The organism is Burkholderia sp. A9, from assembly GCF_000801975.1.
Genome location: NZ_JSZN01000008.1, coordinates 17,826 through 40,556, shown reverse-complemented (window position 1 = coordinate 40,556; position 22,731 = coordinate 17,826). Strand labels below are relative to the sequence as shown.

Genomic DNA, 22,731 nt, shown 5'->3' with positions numbered 1-22,731 from the left:
TTTATAGCCGTTTTTAGCGATTGAGCCGTTTATGAGCACCATTCCGTTGACAAAGCGTGGCGCGGGGCAACTGCGCGATGAATTGCAGCGCCTCAAGTCCGTCGAGCGGCCGGCCGTGATCAACGCGATCGCGGAGGCCCGCGCACAGGGCGATCTGTCCGAAAACGCCGAATACGACGCCGCGAAGGAAAAGCAGGGCTTCATCGAGGGTCGCATCGCGGAACTCGAATCGAAGCTGTCCGCCGCGCAAGTCATCGATCCGACGGTGCTCGACGCCGACGGTCGCGTGGTGTTTGCCGCGACGGTCGAACTCGAGGATCTCGAGTCGGGCGACACCGTCAAGTATCAGATCGTCGGCGACGACGAAGCCGATATCGATCACGGCCTGATCTCGGTCAGCTCGCCGATCGCACGTGCGCTGATCGGCAAGTCCGAAGGCGACGTCGCGGCCGTGCAGGCACCGAGCGGCGTGCGCGAATACGAAATCATCTCGGTCAGCTACATCTGAAGCGGGGCGACGTGATGCCGCATCGGGTGTTCCGTCTGCTGTCGGCCGTGTGGGTCGGCAGCCTGCTGACGATCGGGTATGCGGTCGCGCCCGTGCTGTTCAAGATGCTGGAGCGGATGACGGCCGGTTCGGTCGCCGCCCAGCTGTTTCGCATCGAGGCGATCCTCGGTGTCGTGTGCGGCGTGCTGCTGCTCGCGTTGTCGAACCAGCAGGTACGACGTGGCAGCGGCGACTATCGTCGCGTGCGCTGGATCGTCGCGGCGATGGTCGCGTGCGTGCTGGTCGGGTATTTTGCGCTGCAGCCGTTCATGAACGCGCTGCGGGTGGCCGCGATGGATGCGGGCACCGATATCGCGAACTCGCCGTATGCGAGCCGCTTCGGGATGCTGCACGGTGTCTCGAGCCTGTTCTATCTCGTCGAGAGCGTGCTGGGGCTGATGCTGATCTGGCGTCTGCCGGCGCGCGACGCCTGAGCGCCGCGCGGGCAGGGCGGCACGGGATGCCCCGTGCCGCGCAGCAGGATTACTTGTCCTGGTGCGGCCGCTTCGTGCTGGCCTGACGCTTTTTCGCACGCTTCACCGTGCCGCCTGCCGTCACGCGCTCGTTGCCGCGCACCGTGACTTTCACCGGCCTCGGACGGCGCACGGGGCTCGCGTTCGGCGACACCTTGACGACCTTGACGGTGCGCGGTGCACGGCCTTTCTTGTCGTCGATGGCTTCGGCCGCGCTCGGCAGCGTGCCGGCACGACGGCCGCGGGCCGGGGCCGCTGCGGCAGCCTCGGGCTTCCAGATCACCAGCAGCTTGCCGATGTGCTGGATCGGCGCCGCGCTCAGGCGGTCGCAGATCTCGTCGTAAATGGCGACGCGCTCGTCGCGCTCGTCGCCGAACACGCGAATCTTGATCAGCTGGTGCGCGGCGAGGTGCACCTTGATTTCCTTCAGCACGGCGTCGGTCAGCCCTTCGGCGCCGATCAGCACGACGGGCTTGAGCGCATGGGCCTGGGAGCGCAGCGCGGAGCGCTCGGCGGGGGAAAGCGAAAGGGCGGGCATGGAAATGTCGAAATCTAAATAGGGGCGCGCTGCGTCAGAAGCGAATCGCGGGAAGTTACCGCGTCAGCCGCGCGCCGAAACCACGTAAAATCGCGGCATGGGCCCGGAAGGGGCCGCAGCCGCGCGAAGAAGACGCGTATTATCCGCCAAAAGCACGGCTTCACGAAGCAAATAGCAGCAATCTCTCTCTCGAATGGCAAAAAACCGCTTTAACCAGCACTGGCTGCACGACCACATCAACGACCCGTACGTCAAAATGGCGCAGCGGGAGGGCTATCGCGCGCGTGCCGCGTACAAACTGAAGGAAATCGACGAGCAGGACAAGCTGATCCGTCCGGGCCAGGTGATCGTCGACCTCGGCGCGACGCCGGGCAGCTGGAGCCAGTATGCCCGCAACAAGCTCGCGCAGGGCAAGAAGCGCGACGCGGAGCGCGAGGGCGGCATCGACGGCACGATCGTTGCGCTCGACATCCTGCCGATGGAGCCGATCGCCGACGTCCATTTCCTCCAGGGCGACTTCCGCGAGGACACCGTCCTCCACCAGCTCGAAGAAGTGCTCGAAGGTCGCTCGGTGGACCTTGTTATTTCCGACATGGCCCCCAACCTCTCCGGCGTGGCCTCGGCGGACGCGGCGCGCATCGAGCATCTGTGCGATCTGGCGCTCGAATTCGCGCAGAACCATCTGAAGCCGGACGGTGCGCTGCTCGTGAAGTGTTTTCACGGCAGCGGCTACAGCCAGATCGTTGAAAAGTTCAAACAGCAGTTTAAGATCGTCGCGCCGCGCAAGCCGAAGGCGTCCCGCGACAAATCGTCCGAAACGTTCATTTTGGGTCGGCAACTGAAGCATCCGCGGTGACGCGGGGCGGGGTGCCGCAAACGGGCTCCGGCCCTTGCCTGGCAAGCGAATCGCTATCGCGGCGGTTGTCAATGCTTATGGCGGGGGTGGTCGGACTGGATTAGAATGACCGAGGAGCGCCGCAAGGAAAATGTAGGCGCTCGTCTACGAGTGAAGGAGTGGTGCTTTGAACAACAATATGTTTTCGAAGGCAGCAGTGTGGCTGGTGATCGCACTGGTGCTGTTTACGGTGTTCAAGCAGTTCGACAAGCCCCGCGTCCAGGAAGGTGTGTCCTATTCGCAGTTCATGGACGACGCCAAGAACGGCAAGGTCAAGACTGTCATCGTGCAGGGGCGCAACCTCACCGTCACTCCGGCTGATGGCCAGAAATACCAGATCGTGTCGCCCGGCGACATCTGGATGGTCGGCGATCTGATGAAGTACGGCGTGCAGGTCAGCGGCAAGGCCGACGACGAGCCGAACGCGCTGATGTCCGCGCTGTACTACCTCGGGCCGACGATCCTGATCATCGTGTTCTGGTTCTACATGATGAGGCAGATGCAGGGGGGCGGCAAAGGCGGCGCATTCTCGTTCGGGAAATCGCGCGCGCGGCTGATCGACGAGAACAACAACGCGGTGAACTTCTCCGACGTCGCGGGCTGCGACGAAGCGAAGGAAGAAGTGTCCGAGCTCGTCGACTTCCTGCGCGATCCGCAGAAATTCCAGAAGCTGGGCGGTCGCATTCCGCGCGGCGTGCTGCTCGTCGGCCCCCCGGGTACCGGCAAGACGCTGCTCGCCCGCGCGATCGCGGGTGAAGCGAAGGTGCCGTTCTTCAGCATCTCGGGTTCCGACTTCGTCGAAATGTTCGTCGGTGTCGGTGCGGCCCGTGTGCGCGACATGTTCGAGCAGGCGAAGAAGCATGCACCGTGCATCGTGTTCATCGACGAAATCGACGCGGTCGGTCGTCATCGCGGCGCCGGCATGGGCGGCGGCAACGACGAGCGCGAGCAGACGCTGAACCAGATGCTGGTCGAGATGGACGGCTTCGAGGCGAACTCGGGCGTGATCGTGATTGCCGCGACCAACCGTTCCGACGTGCTCGACAAGGCGCTGCTGCGTCCGGGCCGTTTCGACCGCCAGGTCTATGTCGGCCTGCCGGACATCCGTGGCCGCGAGCAGATCATGCGCGTGCACCTGCGCAAGGTGCCGATCGCGAACGACGTCGACGCAGCGGTCATCGCGCGCGGCACGCCGGGCTTCTCGGGTGCGGATCTCGCGAACCTCGTGAACGAAGCGGCGCTGTTCGCTGCACGCCGCGGCAAGCGCATCGTCGAGATGCAGGATTTCGAGGACGCGAAGGACAAGATCTTCATGGGTCCGGAGCGCAAGTCGGCCGTGATTCGCGAGGAAGCGAAGCGCGCGACGGCTTACCACGAGTCGGGCCACGCGGTGATCGCGAAGCTGCTGCCGAAGGCCGATCCGGTGCACAAGGTCACGATCATCCCGCGCGGTCGCGCGCTGGGTGTCACGTGGCAGCTGCCGGAGCATGACAACGAGACGTACTCGAAGGACTACCTGCTCGACCGCCTGGCGATCCTGTTCGGCGGCCGCGTGGCCGAGGAGCTGTTCCTGAACCTGATCAGCACCGGCGCATCGGACGACTTCAACAAGGCGACGCAGACGGCGCGCGCGATGGTGGCCCGCTTCGGCATGACCGACGCGCTCGGACCGATGGTCTACGTCGACGACGAGAGCGACAACGGTCCGTTCGGCCGCGGCTTCACGCGCACGATCTCGGAAGCGACGCAGCAGAAGGTCGACGGCGAAATCCGCCGCGTGCTCGACGAACAGTACGGCCTTGCGCGCCGCCTGCTCGAAGAGAACCGCGACAAGGTCGAGGCGATGACGGCCGCACTGATGGAGTGGGAGACGATCGACGCCGATCAGATCAACGACATCATGGAAGGGCGCCCGCCGCGCTCGCCGAAGAGCTCGCCGGCTGTCGGCGGCGATTCGTCGGGTGGCGGTACGGCCGCCGAAGTAAAGCCGGGCAACGCACCGGCGCCTGCTTCGCCGGCATAACCTCCGCTGTAGCACCGTTCACGGGCTGGTGTGGCTTCACACCGGCCCGTTTTGCTTTCATCAACGCCTCCTGCCCGTGTCCGATTCCGCTGTTTCCGCGTTCATTCCCGCGCCGCTCCAGTGCGGCCGCTTCTCGCTGACGTTCGAGCGCCCGCTCGTGATGGGCATCCTCAACGCCACCCCCGATTCGTTTTCTGACGGCGGCCGTTTCCTCGCGCGCGACGATGCGCTGCGCCAGGCCGAGCGGATGATCGCCGACGGCGTCGACCTGATCGACATCGGCGGCGAGTCGACGCGCCCAGGCGCGCCGCCCGTGCCGCTCGACGAGGAGCTCGCACGCGTGATTCCGCTCGTCGAGGCGCTGCGGCCGCTGAACGTGCCGCTGTCGATCGACACCTACAAGCCGGCCGTGATGCGCGCGGCGCTCGCGGCGGGCGCGGATTTGATCAACGACATCTGGGGGTTCCGCCAGCCGGGCGCGATCGACGCGGTGCGCGAAGGCAACAGCGGGCTGTGCGCGATGCACATGCTCGGCGAGCCGCAGACGATGCAGGTCGGTGAGCCCGACTACGGCGACGTCGTGACCGACGTGCGCGACTTTCTCGCCGCACGCGCGCAGGCGCTGCGCGACGCCGGCATCGCGCCGGAACGGATCTGCGTCGATCCGGGGTTCGGGTTCGGCAAGGCGGTGGTCGACGACAATTACGCGCTGCTTGCCGCGTTGCCGGACACGGCGCCCGCGCGGCCCGACGGGCGCGCGTATCCGATTCTCGCGGGGATGTCGCGCAAGTCGATGCTCGGCGCGGTGATCGGCGGCAAGCCGCCGATGGAACGCGTCGCGGCGAGCGTGGCCGCCGCGTTGTGTGCGGTCGCGCGGGGTGCCGCGATCGTGCGCGTGCACGACGTCGCGGCGACGGTCGATGCGCTGAAGGTCTGGAACGCCGTGCGCGAAGCCGCGCGGCAACAATAAGTCAGAACTCGGAAAGACGAAGGAGGAAGGTTCACATGGGGCGTCGATATTTCGGCACGGACGGCATTCGCGGTACGGTGGGCGATGCGCCCATCACGCCTGATTTCGTGTTGCGTCTCGGCTACGCAGCCGGCAAGGTACTGGCCGGCACGTCCGACGTCGCGGCCGGCGCGCGTCCGACGGTGCTGATCGGCAAGGACACGCGCGTGTCGGGCTACATGCTCGAGGCCGCGCTCGAAGCCGGCTTCTCGGCGGCCGGCGTCGACGTGATGCTGGCCGGCCCGATGCCGACGCCGGGCGTCGCATACCTGACGCGCGCGCTGCGCCTGTCGGCCGGCGTCGTGATCAGCGCGTCGCACAACCCGTATCACGACAACGGCATCAAGTTCTTCTCCGCGGACGGCAACAAGCTGCCCGACGATACCGAAGCCGCGATCGAAGCGTGGCTCGACAAGCCGCTCGAATGCGCACCGTCGGACGGGCTGGGCAAGGCCCGCCGCCTCGACGACGCGGCCGGCCGCTACATCGAGTTCTGCAAGAGCACGTTCCCGGCCGCATACGACCTGCGCGGGCTGAAGCTCGTGATCGACTGCGCGCACGGCGCCGCGTACCAGATCGCGCCGCACGTGTTCCATGAACTCGGCGCGGACGTGATCCCGATCGGCGTCGCGCCGAACGGCTTCAACATCAACGACGGCGTCGGCGCGACGGCGCCCGACGCGCTGGTGCGCGCGGTGCGCGCGAACCACGCGGATCTCGGCATCGCGCTCGACGGCGATGCGGACCGCCTGCAGGTCGTCGATTCGACGGGCCGGCTGTTCAACGGCGACGAACTGCTCTACGTGCTCGTGAAGGACCGGATCGCCACCGACGGCAAGGTCGACGGCGCGGTCGGCACGCTGATGACGAACCTCGCGGTCGAGGTTGCGTTGCAGCGCGAGGGCGTGGCGTTCGTGCGCGCGGCGGTCGGCGACCGCTACGTGCTCGAACAGTTGCGCGAGCGCGGCTGGCAGCTCGGCGCGGAAGGCTCGGGCCACATCCTGTCGCTCGACCGGCATTCGACCGGCGACGGCATCGTGTCGGCACTGCTCGTGCTGGCCGCGCTCAAGCGCAGCGGCCGCACGCTCGCGCAGATGCTCGACGGCGTCACGCTGTTCCCGCAGAAGCTGATCAACGTGCGGATGAAGCCGGGCGCCGACTGGAAGGGCAGCGCATCGATTCGCGCGGCGATCGACGCGGCCGAAAGCGCGCTCGCCGGCCGCGGCCGCGTGCTGATTCGCGCGTCGGGCACCGAGCCGGTCCTGCGGGTGATGGTCGAGGCGCAGCACGCGGCCGACGCGACCCGCCATGCGGAGGCGATCGCCGACGCGGTGCGCGTGGCGACGAGCTGAGCCGAAGCAGCGACGGCGCGCGCCGGTTCGGCCGCGTGCGCGCCGGCGCTCCGGTGAATCGACATGCGGCGCCTGCGGGCGCCGCAATTCTTCATACGCAAAGGTTTGCGTTATTAACGGACGGTGCCTGCGACGCGCATTTCGTCTGTCCAGGAAAACCTCCCGCCCCTGAATCGTGGCAGCCAGTTGCAAGGGGCTTTGCGGCCGGTGCCGGCTGCGATACGATCCGCTCGCAGCCCGCGTCGGCGCGTGCCTCCACCATCCCTGCCGGGCCGGCAATCCTTGCCGCCATCCCCGGCGCGCCGCGCCTCCGCGGCGGTCCGCCGGACGCCCGCTACTCCCTTTCAACCAGTCATGTTACTGTCACGCCAGTTTCATCGATTGTCACATTAACGTCATGAGGAGCCCCTAACCTTCGCGGTGCCGTAGTCATCCGCTCACACACTGGAGGTCTCATGAAATTGATGCAAACCGCGATTGCCGGCCTGGCTGGCGCGCTTTTCGCCGTCGCCGCTCAAGCTGCCGACATCACGGGCGCAGGCAGCACGTTCGCGATGCCGATCTATACGAAATGGGCCGCTGACTATCAGCAGTCCGGCGGCGCGAAGGTGAACTACCAAGGTATCGGCTCGTCGGGCGGCCTGAAGCAGATCAATGCAAAGACGGTCGATTTTGCCGGCTCGGACGCTCCGCTGAAGGATGAAGAGCTCGCGAAGGAAGGCCTGTTCCAGTTCCCGACGGTGGTCGGCGGCGTGGTGCCGGTCGTCAACGTGCCGGGCGTGAAGGCCGGTGAACTGACGCTGTCGGGCCCGGTGCTCGGCGACATCTACCTCGGCAAGATCAAGAAGTGGAACGACCCGGCGATCGCCGCGCTGAACCCGAAGGTCAAGCTGCCGGATACGGACATCGCGGTCGTTCGCCGCGCTGACGGTTCGGGCACGAGCTTCATCTGGACGAACTACCTGTCGAAGGTCAACGACGAGTGGAAGTCGAAGATCGGCGAAGGCACGACGGTCAACTGGCCGACGGGCACGGGCGGCAAGGGCAACGACGGCGTCGCAGCCTTCGTGCAGCGCCTGCCGGGCGCGATCGGCTACGTCGAATGGGCGTACGCGAAGAAGAACAACATGATCTACACCGCGCTGAAGAACTCGACGGGCACGGTGGTCGAGCCGAAGACCGAAACGTTCAAGGCTGCTGCCGCGGGCGCGAACTGGTCGAAGTCGTTCTACCAGATCCTGACGAACCAGCCGGGCAAGGAAGCATGGCCGGTCGTCGGCGCGACCTTCGTGCTGCTGCACGCGAAGCAGGACAAGCCGGAGCAGGGCGTCGAAACGCTGAAGTTCTTCAGCTGGGCGTTCAAGAACGGCGAGAAGGCAGCCGACAGCCTCGACTACATCTCGCTGCCGCCGGCGGTCGAGACGGAAATCCGCAAGCAGTGGAAGACGAAGGTGACGGACGCATCGGGCAAGCCGGTCGCCGCCGAGTAAGTATTGCAGCGGTTCGCTGCCCGGCCGTGCCGGTCGGGCAGTGTGTGCGGTAAGGCCGGGCGTCACGGCGCCCGGCGATCCAGAACAGGCGCCCATGTCTGATATTTCCTACACGTCCTCCCGACCCGCCGACGCCGCGCAGCAGCGCGCGCCGAGCCGCCTCGGAGACGTTCTGTTCGGCGGCCTCGCACGGCTTGCCGCGATCGTGACCCTGCTGCTGCTGGGCGGGATCATCGTTTCCCTGATCATTGCGTCGATGCCGACTATCCAGAAGTTCGGCCTCGGCTTCCTGTTGCAATCCGAGTGGGATCCCAATTCGGATGTCTATGGCGCACTCGTGCCGATCTACGGCACGATCGTGACGTCGATCATTGCACTCGCCATCGCGGTGCCCGTCAGCTTCGGCATCGCGCTGTTCCTGACCGAGCTGTCGCCCGTGTGGCTGCGCCGTCCGCTCGGCATTGCGATCGAACTGCTCGCCGCGATTCCGTCGATCGTGTACGGCATGTGGGGGCTGCTCGTGTTCGCCCCGATCTTCGCCGAATATTTCCAGAAGCCGATCGGCCACCTGTTCGCGAACGTGTGGGTGCTCGGCCCGCTGACGGCCGGCCCGCCTATCGGCATCGGCATTCTCGCGGCCGGCGTGATCCTCGCGATCATGATCATCCCGTACATCGCGTCGGTGATGCGCGACGTGTTCGAAGTCACGCCCGTGCTGCTGAAGGAATCGGCCTACGGGATCGGCTGCACGACGTGGGAAGTGATGTGGAAGGTCGTGCTGCCCTATACGAAGACCGGCGTGATCGGCGGCGTGATGCTCGGCCTCGGCCGCGCGCTCGGCGAAACGATGGCCGTGACGTTCGTGATCGGCAACACGAACCTGCTCGACAGCGTGTCGCTGTTCGCGCCGGGCAACAGCATCACGTCGGCGCTCGCGAACGAATTCGCGGAAGCGCAACCGGGCCTGCATACGTCCGCGCTGATGGAACTGGGCCTGATCCTGTTCGTGATCACGTTCATCGTGCTGTCCATCTCCAAACTGCTGCTGCTTCGTCTCGAGAAGGGAGAGGGCAAGAAATGAGCGAGCCCATCATGAATTTCCCGGGGCCGGACGGCGCCGTCCTCGAGGCGATGCGCAACCGGCTGCAGCGCAAGCGCAAGGTCACCAACGCGATCGCGCTCACCGCGTCGCTCGGTGCGATGGCATTCGGCCTGCTGTGGCTCGTGTGGATTCTCTACACGACGGTGCATCTCGGCATCGGCGGCCTGTCGCTGCAGCTGTTCACCGAATCGACGCCGGCACCGAACACGGAAGGCGGCGGTCTGGCGAACGCGATCGTCGGCAGCCTGCTGTTGTGCGGTTTCGGTACGCTGGTCGGCACGCCGATCGGCATTCTCGCGGGCGTCTATCTCGCCGAATACGGCCAGAAGAACCTGCTGGCGAGCACGATTCGCTTCATCAACGACATCCTGCTGTCGGCGCCGTCGATCGTCATCGGCCTGTTCGTGTACGCGATCGTCGTCGCGAAGTCGGGGCGCTTCTCGGGCTGGGCCGGCGTGATTGCGCTTGCACTGCTGCAGATTCCGATCGTGATCCGCACGACCGAGAACATGTTGAAGCTCGTGCCGAACGCACTGCGTGAAGCGGCCGTCGCGCTCGGTACGCCGAAGTGGCGGATGGTGCTGAAGATCACGCTGCGTGCGTCGGTCGGCGGGATCGTGACGGGCGTGCTGCTCGCGGTCGCACGGATTGCCGGCGAAACGGCGCCGCTGCTGTTCACGGCACTGTCGAACCAGTTCTTCTCGTGGGACATGAGCCAGCCGATGGCGAACCTGCCCGTCACGATCTACAAGTTCGCGATGAGCCCGTTCGCGGAATGGCAATCGCTCGCATGGGCAGGCGTGTTCCTGATTACGCTCGGGGTGCTCGGACTCAACATCCTGGCGCGCTCGATCTTCTCGAAAAAGTAACGGCGGAGCAATCCGATGAATATGGCAGAAAGCCACCTGAATCCCGTCGAGCGCACCGCTGCGCCCGCCGGCACGCACGATGCGGCACATGGCCGTCCGCTGGCGCCGCTGAACGCGAAGATCGAGGTCAACAACCTCAACTTCTTCTACAACAAGTTCCACGCGCTGAAGAACATCAACCTGCGCATTCCCGAAGGGAAGGTGACGGCGTTCATCGGCCCGTCGGGCTGCGGCAAGTCGACGCTGCTGCGCACCTTCAACAAGATGTTCGCGCTCTATCCGGAGCAGCGCGCCGAAGGCGAAATCCTGATGGACGGCGAGAACCTGCTGACCACCAAGCGCGACATCTCGCTGCTGCGCGCGCGGATCGGCATGGTGTTCCAGAAGCCGACCCCGTTCCCGATGTCGATCTACGACAACATCGCGTTCGGCGTGAAGATGTTCGAGAAGCTCACGCGCTCCGAAATGGACGACCGCGTCGAATGGGCGCTGACCAAGGCGGCGCTGTGGAACGAAGTGAAGGACAAGCTGAACCAGAGCGGCTACGGGCTGTCCGGCGGCCAGCAGCAGCGTCTGTGCATTGCGCGCGGCATCGCGATCCGACCGGAAGTGCTGCTGCTCGACGAACCGTGCTCGGCGCTCGACCCGATCTCGACGGGGCGCATCGAAGAACTGATCGCCGAGCTGAAGAGCGACTACACGGTCGTGATCGTCACGCACAACATGCAGCAGGCCGCGCGCTGCTCGGACTTCACGGCCTACATGTACCTGGGCGAGCTGATCGAATTCGGCGAAACCGAAAAGATCTTCATCAAGCCGGTGCGCAAGGAAACGGAAGACTACATCACCGGCCGTTTCGGCTGATGACGGAGAATCACAACCATGTCGGATAAACATCTGTCGAGCCAGTTCGACGCGGACCTGAATGCCGTGTCGTCGAAAGTGCTGGAAATGGGCGGGCTCGTCGAGTCGCAGATCGTGGGCGCGATGCACGCGCTCAACGAATTCGACCGCGATGCGGCCGAGAAGGTGATCGCGGCCGAGGAAACGCTGAACGCGATGGAAGTCGACATCGACCAGGAATGCGGCAACATCATCGCGCGGAGGCAGCCTGCCGCGCGTGACCTGCGTCTTCTGATGTCGATCTCGAAAACGATTACGAACCTCGAGCGCGCCGGCGACGAGGCCGAGAAGATCGCGAAGCGCGTGCGTCGCCTGGTCGACGAACCGGCCGCGCGCACGGTGAACATCGCCGAGATCAAGGTGTCGGGCGAGATGGCCGTGACGATCCTGCGCCGCGCGCTCGACGCGTTCGCGCGCCTCGATACGGTGGCCGCCGCGCAGATCGTCAAGGACGACAAGGAAATCGACCTGGAATTCCGCGCGTTCGTGCGCAAGCTCGTGTCGTACATGCAGGAAGATCCGCGCACGATCTCGGTCGGCCTCGAATACCTGTTCATCGCGAAGGCGATCGAACGGATCGGCGACCACGCGAAGAACATCGCCGAGTTCATCATCTACATCGTGAAGGGCACCGACGTGCGGCACCAGCCGCGCGACACGCTCGACCGCGAAGCCAACAGTTAACGCCACCACGTACAGGAAAAAACAGAGGTGCCGATGCCCAGCAACATTCTCGTCGTTGAAGATGAGCCAGCGATTTCCGAACTGATCTCGGTGAATCTCCAGCATGCCGGCCACTGCCCGATCCGGGCGTACAACGCGGAGCAGGCGCAGAACCTGATCAGCGATGTGCTGCCCGATCTCGTGCTGCTCGACTGGATGCTGCCGGGCAAGTCCGGCATCGCGTTCGCGCGCGACCTGCGCAACAACGAACGGACCAAGCATATCCCGATCATCATGTTGACCGCGCGCGGCGACGAGCAGGACAAGGTGCTCGGCCTCGAGATCGGCGCGGACGACTACGTGACGAAGCCGTTCTCGCCGAAGGAACTGATGGCGCGGATCAAGGCCGTGCTGCGCCGCCGCGCGCCGCAGCTGACCGAGGACGTCGTGTCGATCAACGGGCTGCGTCTCGATCCGGCCACGCATCGGGTCGCCGCACACGGCGACGGCAGCGAGATCAAGCTCGATCTCGGTCCGACCGAGTTCCGCCTGCTGCATTTCTTCATGACGCATCCGGAACGCGTGCACAGCCGCACGCAACTGCTCGACCAGGTGTGGGGCGATCACGTGTTCGTCGAGGAGCGCACCGTCGACGTGCACATCAAACGATTGCGCGCGGCCTTGAAACCGGCCGGCTGCGATGCGATGATCGAGACCGTGCGCGGCAGCGGCTACCGGCTCGCGAAGCACGCGTAACGTATCCGGACATGCCGTGTGCCACGGCATGCCGTTCCTTCTTTCGGGCGCTGAATCATGAACATCATCTGGGCGCGCTTTCTCGTGTCGCTCGTGTTGCTCGTGCTGCTCAGCGTATTGGTCGGCGTGTTCGCCGGCCCGATCGCGGGCTTGGGGTTCGCGGTCGTGATGCTGGTTGCGCAGGGCTTCTTCAGTACCTTCCATACGCAACGCCTGTGGCGTCTGCTCGATGCCCCCGTCTATGGCGAGGTGCCGAGCGCGCCGGGCATCTGGGGCGAAATCTACTACCGGCTGCACAAGCTCGCGAAGCAGTGGCATGCGCAGGTGCGTCAGGTCGAGCAGCAGCATTCGCGCTTCATCCAGGCGATCCAGGCGTCGCCGAACGGTGTGGCGATGCTCGACGACCACGACCAGATCGAGTGGTGCAACGCGATCGCCGAGGTGCATTTCGGCCTCGATGCAAAGCGCGACCTGCGCCAGCACATCACGAACCTGGTGCGTCATCCCGATTTCGTCCGCTATCTGAACGCGCAGCATTACGACGAAACGCTCGTGATGCACGGGATGGGCGACTCGCGGCAAAACGTGCTGGCCGTGCAGGTGTTTCCGTACGGCGAGAACCGCAAGCTGCTGCTCACGCAGGACATCACGGAGCTCGAGCGCACCGACGCGATGCGGCGCGACTTCGTCGCCAACGTGTCGCACGAGCTGAAGACACCGCTCACCGTGCTGTCGGGCTTCCTCGAGACGATGCGCGAACTGCCGCTGAACGAGGAAGATCGCGCGCGCTATCTCGAGATGATGGAGCAGCAGGCGTCGCGGATGCGGCACATCGTCACCGACCTGCTGGTGCTCGCGAAGCTCGAGGGCGAGAGCAAGCCGCCGCTCGATCGCGCGATCGACATGCGCGCCGTGTTCGACCATCTGAAGGAGGACGCGCAGACGCTGTCGAACGGGCATCACGAGATCGCGTTCTCGATCGACGAGACGCTCGGCGTCACGGGCGCGCAGACCGAGGTGTTCAGCGCGTTCGCGAACCTCGTCACCAATGCGATCCGCTATACGCCGGACGGCGGCAAGATCGTCGTGTCGTGGCGGCGCGAGGGCGCGCAGGGCGTGTTCTCCGTCACCGACAGCGGCTTCGGCATTCCAGCCGCCGACCTGCCGCGGCTGACCGAGCGCTTCTACCGCGTCGACCGCAGCCGCTCGCGCGATACGGGCGGCACCGGGCTCGGGCTCGCGATCGTCAAGCACGTGCTGCAGCGGCACGACTCGCACCTGTATGTGCAGAGCGAGGAAGGACGCGGCAGCACGTTCACCGCGCGTTTCCCGGCAGCGCGGATCATCGCGATCCGGCCGGCCACGTTCGAGGCGTGAGCGCGTGACGCGGGTCGGGTGCCGCACTGCGGCGCTCCACCTGAAATAAAAAAGCACAGCCCGCGGGCTGTGCTTTTTTGTTTGGCGTGCGGCGCGAAACCGTCCGCCGTGTGTTTACGTACAGAACTTCGCGAGCAAGCCGAGCTGCGCGTTGCGAATCGTCTTGCCTGCGCGGCGCCGGCGGTAGTGGCCGTCGCTTTGCATTTGCCATGCCAACTGGTTGTCGCCGAGGCAGACCGACAGCCCTTCGGCGATCACGCGGCGCTTCAGCTTGCGCTCGCGGATCGGGAACGCGACTTCGACGCGGCGGAACAGGTTGCGGTCCATCCAGTCGGCGCTCGACAGATAGACATCCTCGGCGCCGCCCGCGTGGAAATAGTAGATCCGGTGGTGTTCGAGGAAGCGGCCGACGATCGAGCGCACCGTGATGTTTTCCGACAGCCCCGGCACGCCCGGCTTCAGCGCGCACACGCCGCGCACGATCAGGTCGACCTTGACGCCGGCCTGCGACGCCTCGTACAGCGCGGCGATCACCGACGGCTCCAGGAGCGCGTTCATCTTCGCGACCACCCGCGCACGCTTGCCGGCGCGCGCATTGTCGATCTCCGCCTGGATCGATTCGATGATGCGCGGATGCAGCGTGAACGGCGACTGCCACAGCTCGTGCAGCGTGAGTTCGCCGCCGATCCCGGTCAGTTGCTGGAACACGTGGTGGACGTCCTCGCAGATCTTCTGGTCGGCCGTCATCAGCCCGAAGTCGGTGTAGAGGCGGGCGGTGCGCGGGTGATAGTTGCCGGTGCCGAGGTGCACGTAGCGGCGCAGCGATGCCTTGCCGTCCTGCACGACGCGCCGCACGATCAACATCATCTTCGCATGGCACTTGTGGCCGACTACGCCATACACGACATGCGCGCCGACGGCTTCGAGCTGCGACGCCCAGTTGATGTTGGTTTCCTCGTCGAAGCGCGCGAGCAGTTCGACGACGACCGTCACTTCCTTGCCGTTGCGCGCGGCTTCCATCAGTGCGTCCATCAGCGGCGAATCGGTGCCGGTGCGGTAGATCGTCTGCTTGATCGCGACGACGCTCGGGTCCTTCGCGGCCTGCTGCAGCAGTTCGAGCACCGGCTGGAAGCTCTCGTACGGATGGTGCAGCAGGATGTCGCCGTCGTCGATCGCGTCGAACATCGTCGGCGCGCTCACGATCGCGGTCGGGATCGATGCGGCGAACGGCGTGAACTTCAGGTCGGGGCGGTCGACGAGATCGGGGATCTGCATCAGGCGCACGAGGTTCACGGAGCCGGCCACGCGATAGCAGTCCTTCTCGTCCAGCAGGCTTTCCTCGAGCAGGCGCCGCACGATGTGCTGCGGCGTGTCGGCCGACACTTCGAGCCGCACCGCGTTGCCGAGGTGACGCGCGGGCAGTTCGCCCTGCAGCGCGACGCGCAGGTTCGTGATTTCGTCCTCGTCGACGAACAGCTCGCTGTTGCGCGTGATGCGGAACTGGTTGCAGCTCTTGACGACGAGTTGCGGGAACAGTTCGCCGACGAAGCGCTGCATGAACGAGCTGAGCAGGACGAAGCCGTGCTCGAAGCCCGACAGCGCCTGCGGCATGCGCACGACGCGCGGCAGCGCGCGCGGCGCCTGCACGATGCCCATGACCGCCTGTCGGCCGAACGCGTCGCGGCCTTCGAGCTCGACGACGAAGTTCAGGCTCTTGTTCAGCACGCGCGGGAACGGGTGCGCGGGATCGAGGCCGATCGGCGTCAGCACCGGCAGCAGTTCATCGAGGAAGTAGCGGCGCGCCCAATCGAGCTGCTCGTCGTTCCACGTGTCGCTCGCGTGGAAGTAGATGCCTTCCTGTTCGAGCGCGGGCAGCACGGTCTCGTGCAGCATCGTGTACTGACGGTGCACGAGCCGCTGCGCGCGTTCGACGACGAGATCGCTGGCGTGCTGCAGCGACATGCCGTCGGGCGTCAGTGCGCCGGGGTTGTCGCGAATCTGTTCCTGAAGGCCGGCCATGCGGACTTCGAAGAATTCGTCGAGGTTGCTGCTCGTGATGCAGATGAAGCGCAGGCGCTCGAGCAACGGAACTTGCGGGTCGGCCGCTTGGGCCAGCACGCGCTCGTTGAAACCGAGGATGCCGAGTTCACGATTGAGAAGCGGATAACGGACGGACATCGGCAGAGTAGGGGGTGATTCGGGCGATGATTCGAAAGGACGCTCGGAAACTCTCACGGTACGATGACGTTCTGATGACGGTGGTGTATTTATATCGGGAAATTCTACGCCGGAACCGTTTTGTCTCATAAATGTTTCCGCTATATACAATCTACCGGGGTACATGCCCGTGGAGCGTGGCAACGGCAAGCGTTCCACGCTTAAAATGTCGCCTTTGATTGATCGCCTTGCGCGCGCCGGACCGGCTGCCGAGGGCGAACGCGCACGGAGCCCCCTTCTGATGGTTACCTCTCCCCACTTGCTGGCTGCCGTGGATCTCGGCTCGAACAGCTTCCGGCTGATCGTCGGGCGCGTCGAGGAGACGCCGGCGGGCAGCCAGATCTATCCCGTCGATGCGCTGCGCGAGCCCGTTCGACTGGCCGCGGGCCTGTCGAGCGACAAGATGCTCGATCGCGCGTCGCAGGAACGTGGCTGGGATGCGCTCAAGCGGTTCGGCGAGCGCCTGCGCGATTTCCATCCCGATCACGTGCGGGCGGTGGCGACCAACACGCTGCGTGTCGCGAAGAACGCGGGCGAGTTTCTCGGCGAGGCCGAAGCGGCGCTCGGTTTTCCGATCGAAGTGATCGCGGGCCGCGAAGAGGCGCGTCTGATCTACGCGGGCGCCGCGCATTCGGTGCCGGCGAGCGCCGGCAAGCGGCTCGTCGTCGACATCGGCGGCGGCTCGACCGAATTCATCATCGGCTCGCACTACACGCCGATCGTGATGGAGAGCCTCTATATCGGCTGCGTGAGCCATAGCCGGGCGTTCTTCCCGGCCGGCAACGTCGACGAATACACGATGCGGCAGGCCGAACTCGCGGCCAAGCGCGAGATCCAGATCATTTCGAGCGAATACAAGAAAGCCGGCTGGGACCAGGCGATCGGTTCGTCCGGCACCGCGCGGGCGCTCGCGGAGCTCGTCGAGGCGAACGGCTTCAACGATGCGGGCATCACGCACGGCATTTCGCGCGGCGGGCTCGAACGCCTGAAGCGCGCGCTGATCAAGTCCGAGAACGTGAACCGGCTGAAGCTGGTCGCGTTGAAGCCCGATCGCGTGCCGGTGCTCGCCGGCGGCCTCGCGATCATGCTCGCGGTGTTCGAGGAACTGGGCATCGACTATGTCGATACCACCGACGGCGCGCTGCGTCTCGGCGTGCTGTACGACCTGCTCGGCCGGACCCAGCACGAGGACATGCGTGCGGTGACCGTCGAAGGCTTCACGCGCCGTTATGGCGTCGATCGTGCGCAGGCCGAGCGGATCGCCGGGCTGGCCGTGCGGTTCTACGACGAGCTCGAGGACTCCGACGACGACGAGCAGCGCGAGGAAGGCCGGATGTTCCTCGGCTGGGCTGCCGCGTTGCACGAGATCGGCCTGTCGATCTCGCACAGCTCGTATCACAAGCATTCCGCGTATATCGCGAGCAATGCCGACATGCCGGGTTTCTCGCGCACCGACCAGGCGCGCCTGGCCGCGCTCGTGCTCGGGCACGCGGGCAAGCTCGGCAAGCTGTCGCAGGCGCGGGAGGTCGAATGGCCGCTGCTGTTCTGTCTGCGGCTGGCGGCGCTGCTGTGCCGGCGCCGGACCGATGCCGGGCTGCCGGAGATTTCCGTGTCGCAGATGAAGAAGGGCGGGTATGAAGTGCGCCTGCCGGGCGCGTGGGTCGAGCAGAACCCGCTGACCGACTACAGCCTCAGCCAGGAAGCGGCCGAGTGGGAGAAGGTCGGTATTCCGTATCGCGTGGTTTATACGGGCGCGTAACGCGCCGGTACCGGGGCGGCGCGCTCGCGCCGCACGGCCTTCCTTGCGACGCGCTCAGTCCGAGCACACGATCGCGGTCAGGAACGGGAACGCCTGCTTGACGGTGGCATCGCTGCCGGCCTTGCGCACGGCCTGTTCCACCGCGTTCTTCGTACCGCGCACCACGACGCCGTACGCCCATTCGCCGATCGGCGTGCCGTCGCCCGGCTGGAAGATCGGGTCGTTCGCCTGGTAGCCGAGCACGACATAGACGCCGAAGCCGTACGCGGTCAGCGGATGGTTCGTGCGGAACGCATTCACGGAATTCGATTCGACGTGCATCGGCTCCGACTGGATGTCGCCGGCCGCGAGCAGCGGCGCGACGAACTTGTGGCCGTTCGAGTGGCAGTCGAGCGCATTGTCGAGCGACTTGGCCGGCGCGGCGCCGGAGGCGAGCAGCGCGCCGAGCAGGGCGATCTTGAGAGCGTGTTTTTTCATGCGCGGTTGCGGGTTGGTCACGGATATTATCGTGTGTTCCCGCAAGATTCGTGCGCGGGTGGCGGACGGAACGCCAGCGCGTGGCGGCGAACGGCGCGCGGCGGACCAAACGAAAAAGGGCTGCAAGCGCGATGGCTTGCAACCCTTATCGTGTATCTCGTGGTCGGAGCGATAGGATTCGAACCTACGACCCTCTGATCCCAAATCAGATGCGCTACCAGGCTGCGCTACGCTCCGACGAGCCAAAGATTCTATCGCCTAATGGGGGGCGGGGTCAACCACGTTATGCATACGATGTATGTGATGGCGAAACGGCCGCGATCGACGACAATTTGCAGATGGGCGACCGGCGCGCATGCATGTGCCCGGATCGTGCACCGACGCATGGAGAGACATCATGATGAACCTGATCCTGTGGCGCCACGCCGAAGCCGAAGACTACGCGGCAAGCGACCTCGCGCGCCAGCTGACCGCCCGCGGGCGCAAGGAAGCGCAGGCGATGGCCAAGTGGCTGCGTAGCCGGCTCGAATCGAGCAGCGTGATCCTCGCGAGCCCGGCCGCACGCACCGTGCAGACCGTCGAGGCGCTGACTGACCAGTACCGGACCATCGAGGCGCTCGCGCCGGGCGGCAGCGTCGAAGACGTGCTGACGGCCGCCGGCTGGCCCGACGGCATCGCGCCGACGGTCGTGATCGTCGGGCACCAGCCGACGCTCGGCAGCGTCGCTGCGCAGTTGATCGCCGGCAACGACGACAGCTGGAGCGTCAAGAAGGGCGGCATCGTGTGGCTCGCGAGCCGCACGCGCGACGGCAGCCGTCAGGCCGTGCTGCGCGCGGTATTGACGCCGGACCTTGTGTGAAGGGGGTTGAAGGCATTCTTCATACGGTTTCGCAAGCTTTCTGCTAAAGTCAATTCGGCGACACGTCATTGAAAGGACACGGTCGTGCCACAGAACGGTAACGGCCGGTTACTACATTGGCTGGCATGTCGTCCTATTCCTTACGACCAGGAAAGCCTAATGCGAGAACTGCCGACGCCTACGCTCCCTTTTGCCTCGCTGCCCCTCGACACGACGCGGCGTCACCTGCCGCGCGCTGCCGAAACCGTCACATCCGAGTACCGTCTGCGTGCCGCCTGGGCGCGCACGGAAGACGAACTGCGCGAGGCCCAGCGCCTGCGTTACACCGTGTTCGCCGAAGAGATGGGCGCACAGGTCAGTGGTCCCTCCGGTCTCGACGTCGATCCGTTCGACGCCTATTGTGACCACCTGCTGGTGCGCGATCTGGACACCCTGAAAGTGGTCGGCACGTACCGCGTGCTGCCGCCGCACCAGGCCGCGCGCGTCGGCCGTCTGTATGCGGAAGGCGAATTCGACCTGTCGCGCCTGACGCACCTGCGCGGCAAGATGGTCGAGGTCGGCCGCTCGTGCGTGCACAGCGACTACCGCAGCGGCGCCGTGATCATGGCGCTGTGGGGCGGTCTCGGCGCGTACATGATGCAGAACGGCTACGAGACGATGCTCGGTTGCGCGAGCGTGTCGATGGCCGACGGCGGGCACTATGCGGCAAACCTGTATCAGTCGCTGCCCGCGAACTCGCTGACGGCGCCGGAATACCGCGCGTTCCCGCATACGGCGCTGCCGGTCGACGAGCTGCAGACCGGCACCGTCGTCGCGCCGCCGCCGCTGATCAAGGGTTATCTGCGCCTCGGCGCGAAGATTTGCGGCGCGCCGGCGTGGGATCCCGACTTCAACTGCGCGGATTTCCTGACGCTGTTCCGGTTGTCGGACATCAACGCGCGCTACGCCCGGCATTTCCTGGGCTGACCCCCGAATCGCGGTGCGCCGGTCACGGCGCGCACGCAAACGAACGCCGTCGCGCGGCAGGCTGCCACGCGACGGCGTTCGGCTATTCGGATCGAGCGGATGTATCCGGCCCTGTTAATTTCAGCGGTACGCGGCTGCCACCGCGCCGGGACGGCACGTTTGCGCGCGGGCCGCGCATCGGGTGGCCCGGACGCCGCCGGCGGCTCGGCTAGTGCTTGCGCCGCCAGTCGAGCAGGTGGTGTTCGGCCATCCAGTGATGGATCATCCCTTCGCCGCCGTGGTTGCGCTTGTATTCGCGCGACTCGAAATAGGACAGGGCGACGAGCACCATCAGACCGATGAATAGGCCGATCAGGCCAGCGATCTCTTCAGACGACATGGCAGCCTCCTTTCAACGGTACAGCGCCATGCGTACATGTTAGAACATACGCGGGGCGACCCCTAACCCGGAATTCCGCTAGACTCGGCGCGGTCCTGGCGCGCGATGGGCGCGCCGTTTTCAGGAGCCTTCCCGATGAGCCGTTTCATGCTGGCCGTGCTGGCCGCGTCCATTCTTGCCGGTTGTGGCAGCGATCCCCAACAGGCCCGCCGCGGCCACCCGCCGCAAGATCCGGCCGATTACCACGGCGTGCAGACCGACATGACGCCGCCGTCGATGCTCGGCGAGCCGGCGCCGTCGGCACCCGCGCAATAACGAAACGGCCGGCCCGCGCGGCTGTCAGGCGCGGGCCGCGGGCGCGTCGGTGCCGATCCGCCGCAGCAGCGCCGGCAGGTAGCGTGCGAGCGTTGCGCCGCGCGCGACCATGAAGAGCAGCAGCGCGAACCACAGCCCGTGATTGCCGAACGGGCCGACGGCGACGAGCGTCGCGGCGATGAAGACCGCGAACGACGCGACCATCGCGCGCATCAGCGACTGCGTCTGCGTCGCGCCGATGAACACGCCGTCGAGCAGGAACCCCCACACCGACACGATCGGCGAGATCGCCGCCCACGGCAGGTAGCGCAGCGCGACCGCGCGAATCTCGGCCTGGTCGGTCAGTTGCGCGACGATCCAGCCGCCGGCCGCCCAATAGACGAATGCGAACAGCAGCGCACCGAGCGCGGACCACAGCAGCGTGACGCGCACGGCCTGCCGGAAGGCGGCGCGGTCGCGCGCACCCGCTGCGGCGCCGACGAGCGCCTCGGCCGCATGCGCGAAGCCGTCGAGCCCGTACGCCATGAAGGTCTGGAAATTCAGCAGCAGCGCGTTGGCCGCGAGCGTCGCGTCGCCTTGTTTCGCGCCGAGGTGCGCGAACCAGCCGAACGCGCCGAGCAGGCACAGCGTGCGCAGGAAGATGTCGCGATTGAGCGCGATCAGCCGCTTGAGCGCCGCGCGGTCGGCCAGCGCACGCGCGGCAAGCGGCGCCAGGCCGCGCGGCCGCAGCCGCCACAGCATCCACGCACCGAGCGCGAAGCCGCACGCGTCCGCGGTCGCGGTTGCCGCACCGATCCCGGCAATGCCCCAGCCGAAGCCGTACACGTAGAGCAGCACCGCGCCGATGTTCACCGCGTTGATGAAGACCTGCGCGACGAGCGCGAGCCGCACCCGCTGCACGCCGAGCAGGTAGCCGAGCACGACGTAGTTCGCGAGCGCGAACGGGGCGCTCCAGATCCGCGCGTGGCTATAGGCCAGCGCCGTCGTACGGACGGCCTCGCTGCCGCCCAGCGCGCTCAGCGCGAACGACAGCAGCGGCACTTGCAGCGCGAGCACGGCGGCGCCGAGCGCGAACGCGACGATCAGCGCACGCAGCACGTTCAGCCGGATGCCGGCGGCGTCGCCGGCGCCGTGCGCCTGCGCGACGAGGCCGGTCGTGCCCATGCGCAGGAAGCCGAAACCCCAGAACACGAAGTTGAAGAACAGCCCGCCGAGCGCCACGCCGCCGAGATACTGCGCACCGTCGAGGTGGCCGGCGACGGCCGTGTCGACCGCGCCGAGGATGGGCTGAGTCAGGTTCGCAAGGACGATCGGGAATGCGAGCGCGAGCACGCGCCGATGCGAGACGGCAGCCGACCCGGCGTCGGCCCCGTGCGGTAATGCGGATTCGGACATGGCGGACGCGTCAGGCGCGTTCCTGCACGCACACCCACGGCGACACGACGACCGCCCACAGTTCCGGATTGCGCGCCGCGTAGTCGGCGGCGGTTTCCGCCGGCATGCGCGCGACGATGCCGGCCGAGAGCCAGCGCGTGACCTGTTCGGCGTCGTCGCCGGCAATGGCTTCCGCGACGCTGACGAGGTCGAGGTCGCGCGCGACGGACAGCAGCTTGCCTTGCGCGAAGAAGCGTTCGAGATCGCACCAGTCGATCTTGGCGGTTTCGCCGAGGAGTTTGGCGTAGAGCGGGCTGTGCGACGCGCCCGCGGCAGATTCGTGTTGGTCGGAGGACATCGGATATGCGTTGGATAGACTGCGTGGCGC

23 protein-coding genes and 1 tRNA gene are annotated in these 22,731 nt (G+C 66.0%); 17 read left to right on the top strand and 7 right to left on the bottom strand.

Annotated features, from left to right (window positions below):
* The first annotated feature begins 31 nt into the window (after positions 1-31).
* Entirely contained in the window at positions 32-508 is a 477-nt protein-coding gene (gene greA, locus PI86_RS05265) for a transcription elongation factor GreA (protein ID WP_014897431.1), read from the top strand.
* Positions 509-522: 14 nt separating this feature from the next.
* Complete coding sequence (locus PI86_RS05260) at positions 523-981, top strand: DUF4149 domain-containing protein (RefSeq protein ID WP_014897430.1); 459 nt, start codon at positions 523-525, stop codon at positions 979-981.
* 49 nt (positions 982-1,030) lie between these two features.
* Here the strand turns inward: PI86_RS05260 and PI86_RS05255 are convergent, their stop codons facing one another.
* Complete coding sequence (locus PI86_RS05255) at positions 1,031-1,558, bottom strand: YhbY family RNA-binding protein (protein ID WP_014897429.1); 528 nt, start codon at positions 1,556-1,558, stop codon at positions 1,031-1,033.
* Positions 1,559-1,751: 193 nt separating this feature from the next.
* Here PI86_RS05255 and PI86_RS05250 point away from each other — a divergent pair, with 193 nt between their 5' ends.
* The 11 genes from PI86_RS05250 to phoR all read left to right on the top strand — a co-directional run bounded on the left by PI86_RS05250 (position 1,752) and on the right by phoR (position 13,997).
* Positions 1,752-2,414, top strand: a complete 663-nt coding sequence (locus tag PI86_RS05250) for an RlmE family RNA methyltransferase (RefSeq protein WP_039319496.1) — start codon at positions 1,752-1,754, stop codon at positions 2,412-2,414.
* 166 nt (positions 2,415-2,580) lie between these two features.
* Positions 2,581-4,476: an ATP-dependent zinc metalloprotease FtsH gene (gene ftsH / locus PI86_RS05245; protein WP_014897427.1), complete on the top strand. Its 1,896-nt coding sequence runs from the start codon at positions 2,581-2,583 to the stop codon at positions 4,474-4,476.
* 76 nt (positions 4,477-4,552) lie between these two features.
* Positions 4,553-5,446: a dihydropteroate synthase gene (folP, locus tag PI86_RS05240; protein ID WP_039319494.1), complete on the top strand. Its 894-nt coding sequence runs from the start codon at positions 4,553-4,555 to the stop codon at positions 5,444-5,446.
* Between the two features lie 35 nt (positions 5,447-5,481).
* Entirely contained in the window at positions 5,482-6,837 is a 1,356-nt protein-coding gene (gene glmM / locus PI86_RS05235; protein WP_039319492.1) for a phosphoglucosamine mutase, read from the top strand.
* A gap of 455 nt (positions 6,838-7,292) precedes the next feature.
* The gene (pstS, locus tag PI86_RS05230) at positions 7,293-8,327 is read left to right on the top strand and encodes a phosphate ABC transporter substrate-binding protein PstS (RefSeq protein WP_039319490.1); all 1,035 of its coding nucleotides are present in this window, start codon (positions 7,293-7,295) and stop codon (positions 8,325-8,327) included.
* A 94-nt stretch (positions 8,328-8,421) separates the two neighbouring features.
* On the top strand, positions 8,422-9,408 hold the full coding sequence (gene pstC / locus PI86_RS05225; protein ID WP_014897423.1) for a phosphate ABC transporter permease PstC: 987 nt from the start codon (positions 8,422-8,424) through the stop codon (positions 9,406-9,408).
* A complete protein-coding gene (pstA, locus tag PI86_RS05220) occupies positions 9,405-10,298 on the top strand; it encodes a phosphate ABC transporter permease PstA (RefSeq protein ID WP_039319488.1) in 894 nt (297 codons plus the stop codon). The genes pstC and pstA overlap by 4 nt, the downstream gene beginning before the upstream one ends.
* Before the next feature lie 15 nt (positions 10,299-10,313).
* Positions 10,314-11,162, top strand: coding sequence for a phosphate ABC transporter ATP-binding protein PstB (pstB, locus tag PI86_RS05215; protein WP_039319486.1), 849 nt, complete (start codon positions 10,314-10,316; stop codon positions 11,160-11,162).
* An 18-nt stretch (positions 11,163-11,180) separates the two neighbouring features.
* Entirely contained in the window at positions 11,181-11,885 is a 705-nt protein-coding gene (gene phoU / locus PI86_RS05210) for a phosphate signaling complex protein PhoU (protein ID WP_014897420.1), read from the top strand.
* Between the two features lie 33 nt (positions 11,886-11,918).
* Positions 11,919-12,620 (top strand): phosphate regulon transcriptional regulator PhoB, encoded by a 702-nt coding sequence (phoB, locus tag PI86_RS05205; protein ID WP_006750313.1) that lies wholly within the window; start codon positions 11,919-11,921, stop codon positions 12,618-12,620.
* A 57-nt stretch (positions 12,621-12,677) separates the two neighbouring features.
* Complete coding sequence (gene phoR, locus PI86_RS05200) at positions 12,678-13,997, top strand: phosphate regulon sensor histidine kinase PhoR (RefSeq protein ID WP_014897419.1); 1,320 nt, start codon at positions 12,678-12,680, stop codon at positions 13,995-13,997.
* A 114-nt stretch (positions 13,998-14,111) separates the two neighbouring features.
* On the opposite strand, the gene ppk1 is transcribed toward phoR, so the two are convergent.
* Positions 14,112-16,175: a polyphosphate kinase 1 gene (ppk1, locus tag PI86_RS05195; protein ID WP_039319476.1), complete on the bottom strand. Its 2,064-nt coding sequence runs from the start codon at positions 16,173-16,175 to the stop codon at positions 14,112-14,114.
* A 280-nt stretch (positions 16,176-16,455) separates the two neighbouring features.
* On the opposite strand from ppk1, the gene ppx reads away from it, so the two are divergent.
* Positions 16,456-17,973, top strand: coding sequence for an exopolyphosphatase (gene ppx, locus PI86_RS05190; RefSeq protein ID WP_039319474.1), 1,518 nt, complete (start codon positions 16,456-16,458; stop codon positions 17,971-17,973).
* Positions 17,974-18,027: 54 nt separating this feature from the next.
* Here ppx and PI86_RS05185 read toward each other — a convergent pair whose 3' ends face one another.
* Together PI86_RS05185 and PI86_RS05180 are read right to left on the bottom strand one after the other, a co-directional pair.
* Complete coding sequence (locus PI86_RS05185) at positions 18,028-18,450, bottom strand: hypothetical protein (RefSeq protein WP_039319472.1); 423 nt, start codon at positions 18,448-18,450, stop codon at positions 18,028-18,030.
* Between the two features lie 160 nt (positions 18,451-18,610).
* Positions 18,611-18,687, bottom strand: a tRNA-Pro gene (locus PI86_RS05180).
* Between the two features lie 160 nt (positions 18,688-18,847).
* Here PI86_RS05180 and sixA point away from each other — a divergent pair.
* Positions 18,848-19,309, top strand: coding sequence for a phosphohistidine phosphatase SixA (sixA, locus tag PI86_RS05175; RefSeq protein ID WP_014897415.1), 462 nt, complete (start codon positions 18,848-18,850; stop codon positions 19,307-19,309).
* Positions 19,310-19,468: 159 nt separating this feature from the next.
* On the top strand, positions 19,469-20,275 hold the full coding sequence (locus PI86_RS05170) for a GNAT family N-acetyltransferase (protein ID WP_014897414.1): 807 nt from the start codon (positions 19,469-19,471) through the stop codon (positions 20,273-20,275).
* Positions 20,276-20,483: 208 nt separating this feature from the next.
* Here PI86_RS05170 and PI86_RS17440 read toward each other — a convergent pair whose 3' ends face one another.
* The gene (locus PI86_RS17440; RefSeq protein WP_014897413.1) at positions 20,484-20,654 is read right to left on the bottom strand and encodes a hypothetical protein; all 171 of its coding nucleotides are present in this window, start codon (positions 20,652-20,654) and stop codon (positions 20,484-20,486) included.
* Between the two features lie 135 nt (positions 20,655-20,789).
* Between PI86_RS17440 and PI86_RS05165 the strand changes: the two genes are divergently transcribed.
* Positions 20,790-20,969, top strand: a complete 180-nt coding sequence (locus PI86_RS05165; RefSeq protein WP_039319470.1) for a hypothetical protein — start codon at positions 20,790-20,792, stop codon at positions 20,967-20,969.
* Positions 20,970-20,993: 24 nt separating this feature from the next.
* Here the strand turns inward: PI86_RS05165 and PI86_RS05160 are convergent, their stop codons facing one another.
* Together PI86_RS05160 and PI86_RS05155 are read right to left on the bottom strand one after the other, a co-directional pair.
* On the bottom strand, positions 20,994-22,364 hold the full coding sequence (locus PI86_RS05160) for an MATE family efflux transporter (protein ID WP_014897411.1): 1,371 nt from the start codon (positions 22,362-22,364) through the stop codon (positions 20,994-20,996).
* Between the two features lie 10 nt (positions 22,365-22,374).
* Positions 22,375-22,701, bottom strand: coding sequence for a DUF2288 domain-containing protein (locus PI86_RS05155; RefSeq protein ID WP_014897410.1), 327 nt, complete (start codon positions 22,699-22,701; stop codon positions 22,375-22,377).
* Positions 22,702-22,731: the final 30 nt, after the last annotated feature.

Bases quoted from the DNA above. Each gene is read 5' to 3' on its own strand.
- PI86_RS05165 (WP_039319470.1), top strand. From the start codon at position 20,790: ATGAGCCGTTTCATGCTGGCCGTGCTGGCCGCGTCCATTCTTGCCGGT.
- phoB (WP_006750313.1), top strand. From the start codon at position 11,919: ATGCCCAGCAACATTCTCGTCGTTGAAGATGAGCCAGCGATTTCCGAA.
- PI86_RS05260 (WP_014897430.1), top strand. From the start codon at position 523: ATGCCGCATCGGGTGTTCCGTCTGCTGTCGGCCGTGTGGGTCGGCAGC.
- ppx (WP_039319474.1), top strand. From the start codon at position 16,456: ATGGTTACCTCTCCCCACTTGCTGGCTGCCGTGGATCTCGGCTCGAAC.
- phoR (WP_014897419.1), top strand. From the start codon at position 12,678: ATGAACATCATCTGGGCGCGCTTTCTCGTGTCGCTCGTGTTGCTCGTG.
- pstA (WP_039319488.1), top strand. From the start codon at position 9,405: ATGAGCGAGCCCATCATGAATTTCCCGGGGCCGGACGGCGCCGTCCTC.
- pstC (WP_014897423.1), top strand. From the start codon at position 8,422: ATGTCTGATATTTCCTACACGTCCTCCCGACCCGCCGACGCCGCGCAG.
- phoU (WP_014897420.1), top strand. From the start codon at position 11,181: ATGTCGGATAAACATCTGTCGAGCCAGTTCGACGCGGACCTGAATGCC.
- pstB (WP_039319486.1), top strand. From the start codon at position 10,314: ATGAATATGGCAGAAAGCCACCTGAATCCCGTCGAGCGCACCGCTGCG.
- pstS (WP_039319490.1), top strand. From the start codon at position 7,293: ATGAAATTGATGCAAACCGCGATTGCCGGCCTGGCTGGCGCGCTTTTC.
- PI86_RS05255 (WP_014897429.1), bottom strand. From the start codon at position 1,558: ATGCCCGCCCTTTCGCTTTCCCCCGCCGAGCGCTCCGCGCTGCGCTCC.
- PI86_RS05155 (WP_014897410.1), bottom strand. From the start codon at position 22,701: ATGTCCTCCGACCAACACGAATCTGCCGCGGGCGCGTCGCACAGCCCG.
- PI86_RS05185 (WP_039319472.1), bottom strand. From the start codon at position 18,450: ATGAAAAAACACGCTCTCAAGATCGCCCTGCTCGGCGCGCTGCTCGCC.
- sixA (WP_014897415.1), top strand. From the start codon at position 18,848: ATGATGAACCTGATCCTGTGGCGCCACGCCGAAGCCGAAGACTACGCG.
- greA (WP_014897431.1), top strand. From the start codon at position 32: ATGAGCACCATTCCGTTGACAAAGCGTGGCGCGGGGCAACTGCGCGAT.
- ppk1 (WP_039319476.1), bottom strand. From the start codon at position 16,175: ATGTCCGTCCGTTATCCGCTTCTCAATCGTGAACTCGGCATCCTCGGT.
- PI86_RS05160 (WP_014897411.1), bottom strand. From the start codon at position 22,364: ATGTCCGAATCCGCATTACCGCACGGGGCCGACGCCGGGTCGGCTGCC.
- PI86_RS05250 (WP_039319496.1), top strand. From the start codon at position 1,752: ATGGCAAAAAACCGCTTTAACCAGCACTGGCTGCACGACCACATCAAC.
- PI86_RS05170 (WP_014897414.1), top strand. From the start codon at position 19,469: ATGCGAGAACTGCCGACGCCTACGCTCCCTTTTGCCTCGCTGCCCCTC.
- glmM (WP_039319492.1), top strand. From the start codon at position 5,482: ATGGGGCGTCGATATTTCGGCACGGACGGCATTCGCGGTACGGTGGGC.
- PI86_RS17440 (WP_014897413.1), bottom strand. From the start codon at position 20,654: ATGTCGTCTGAAGAGATCGCTGGCCTGATCGGCCTATTCATCGGTCTG.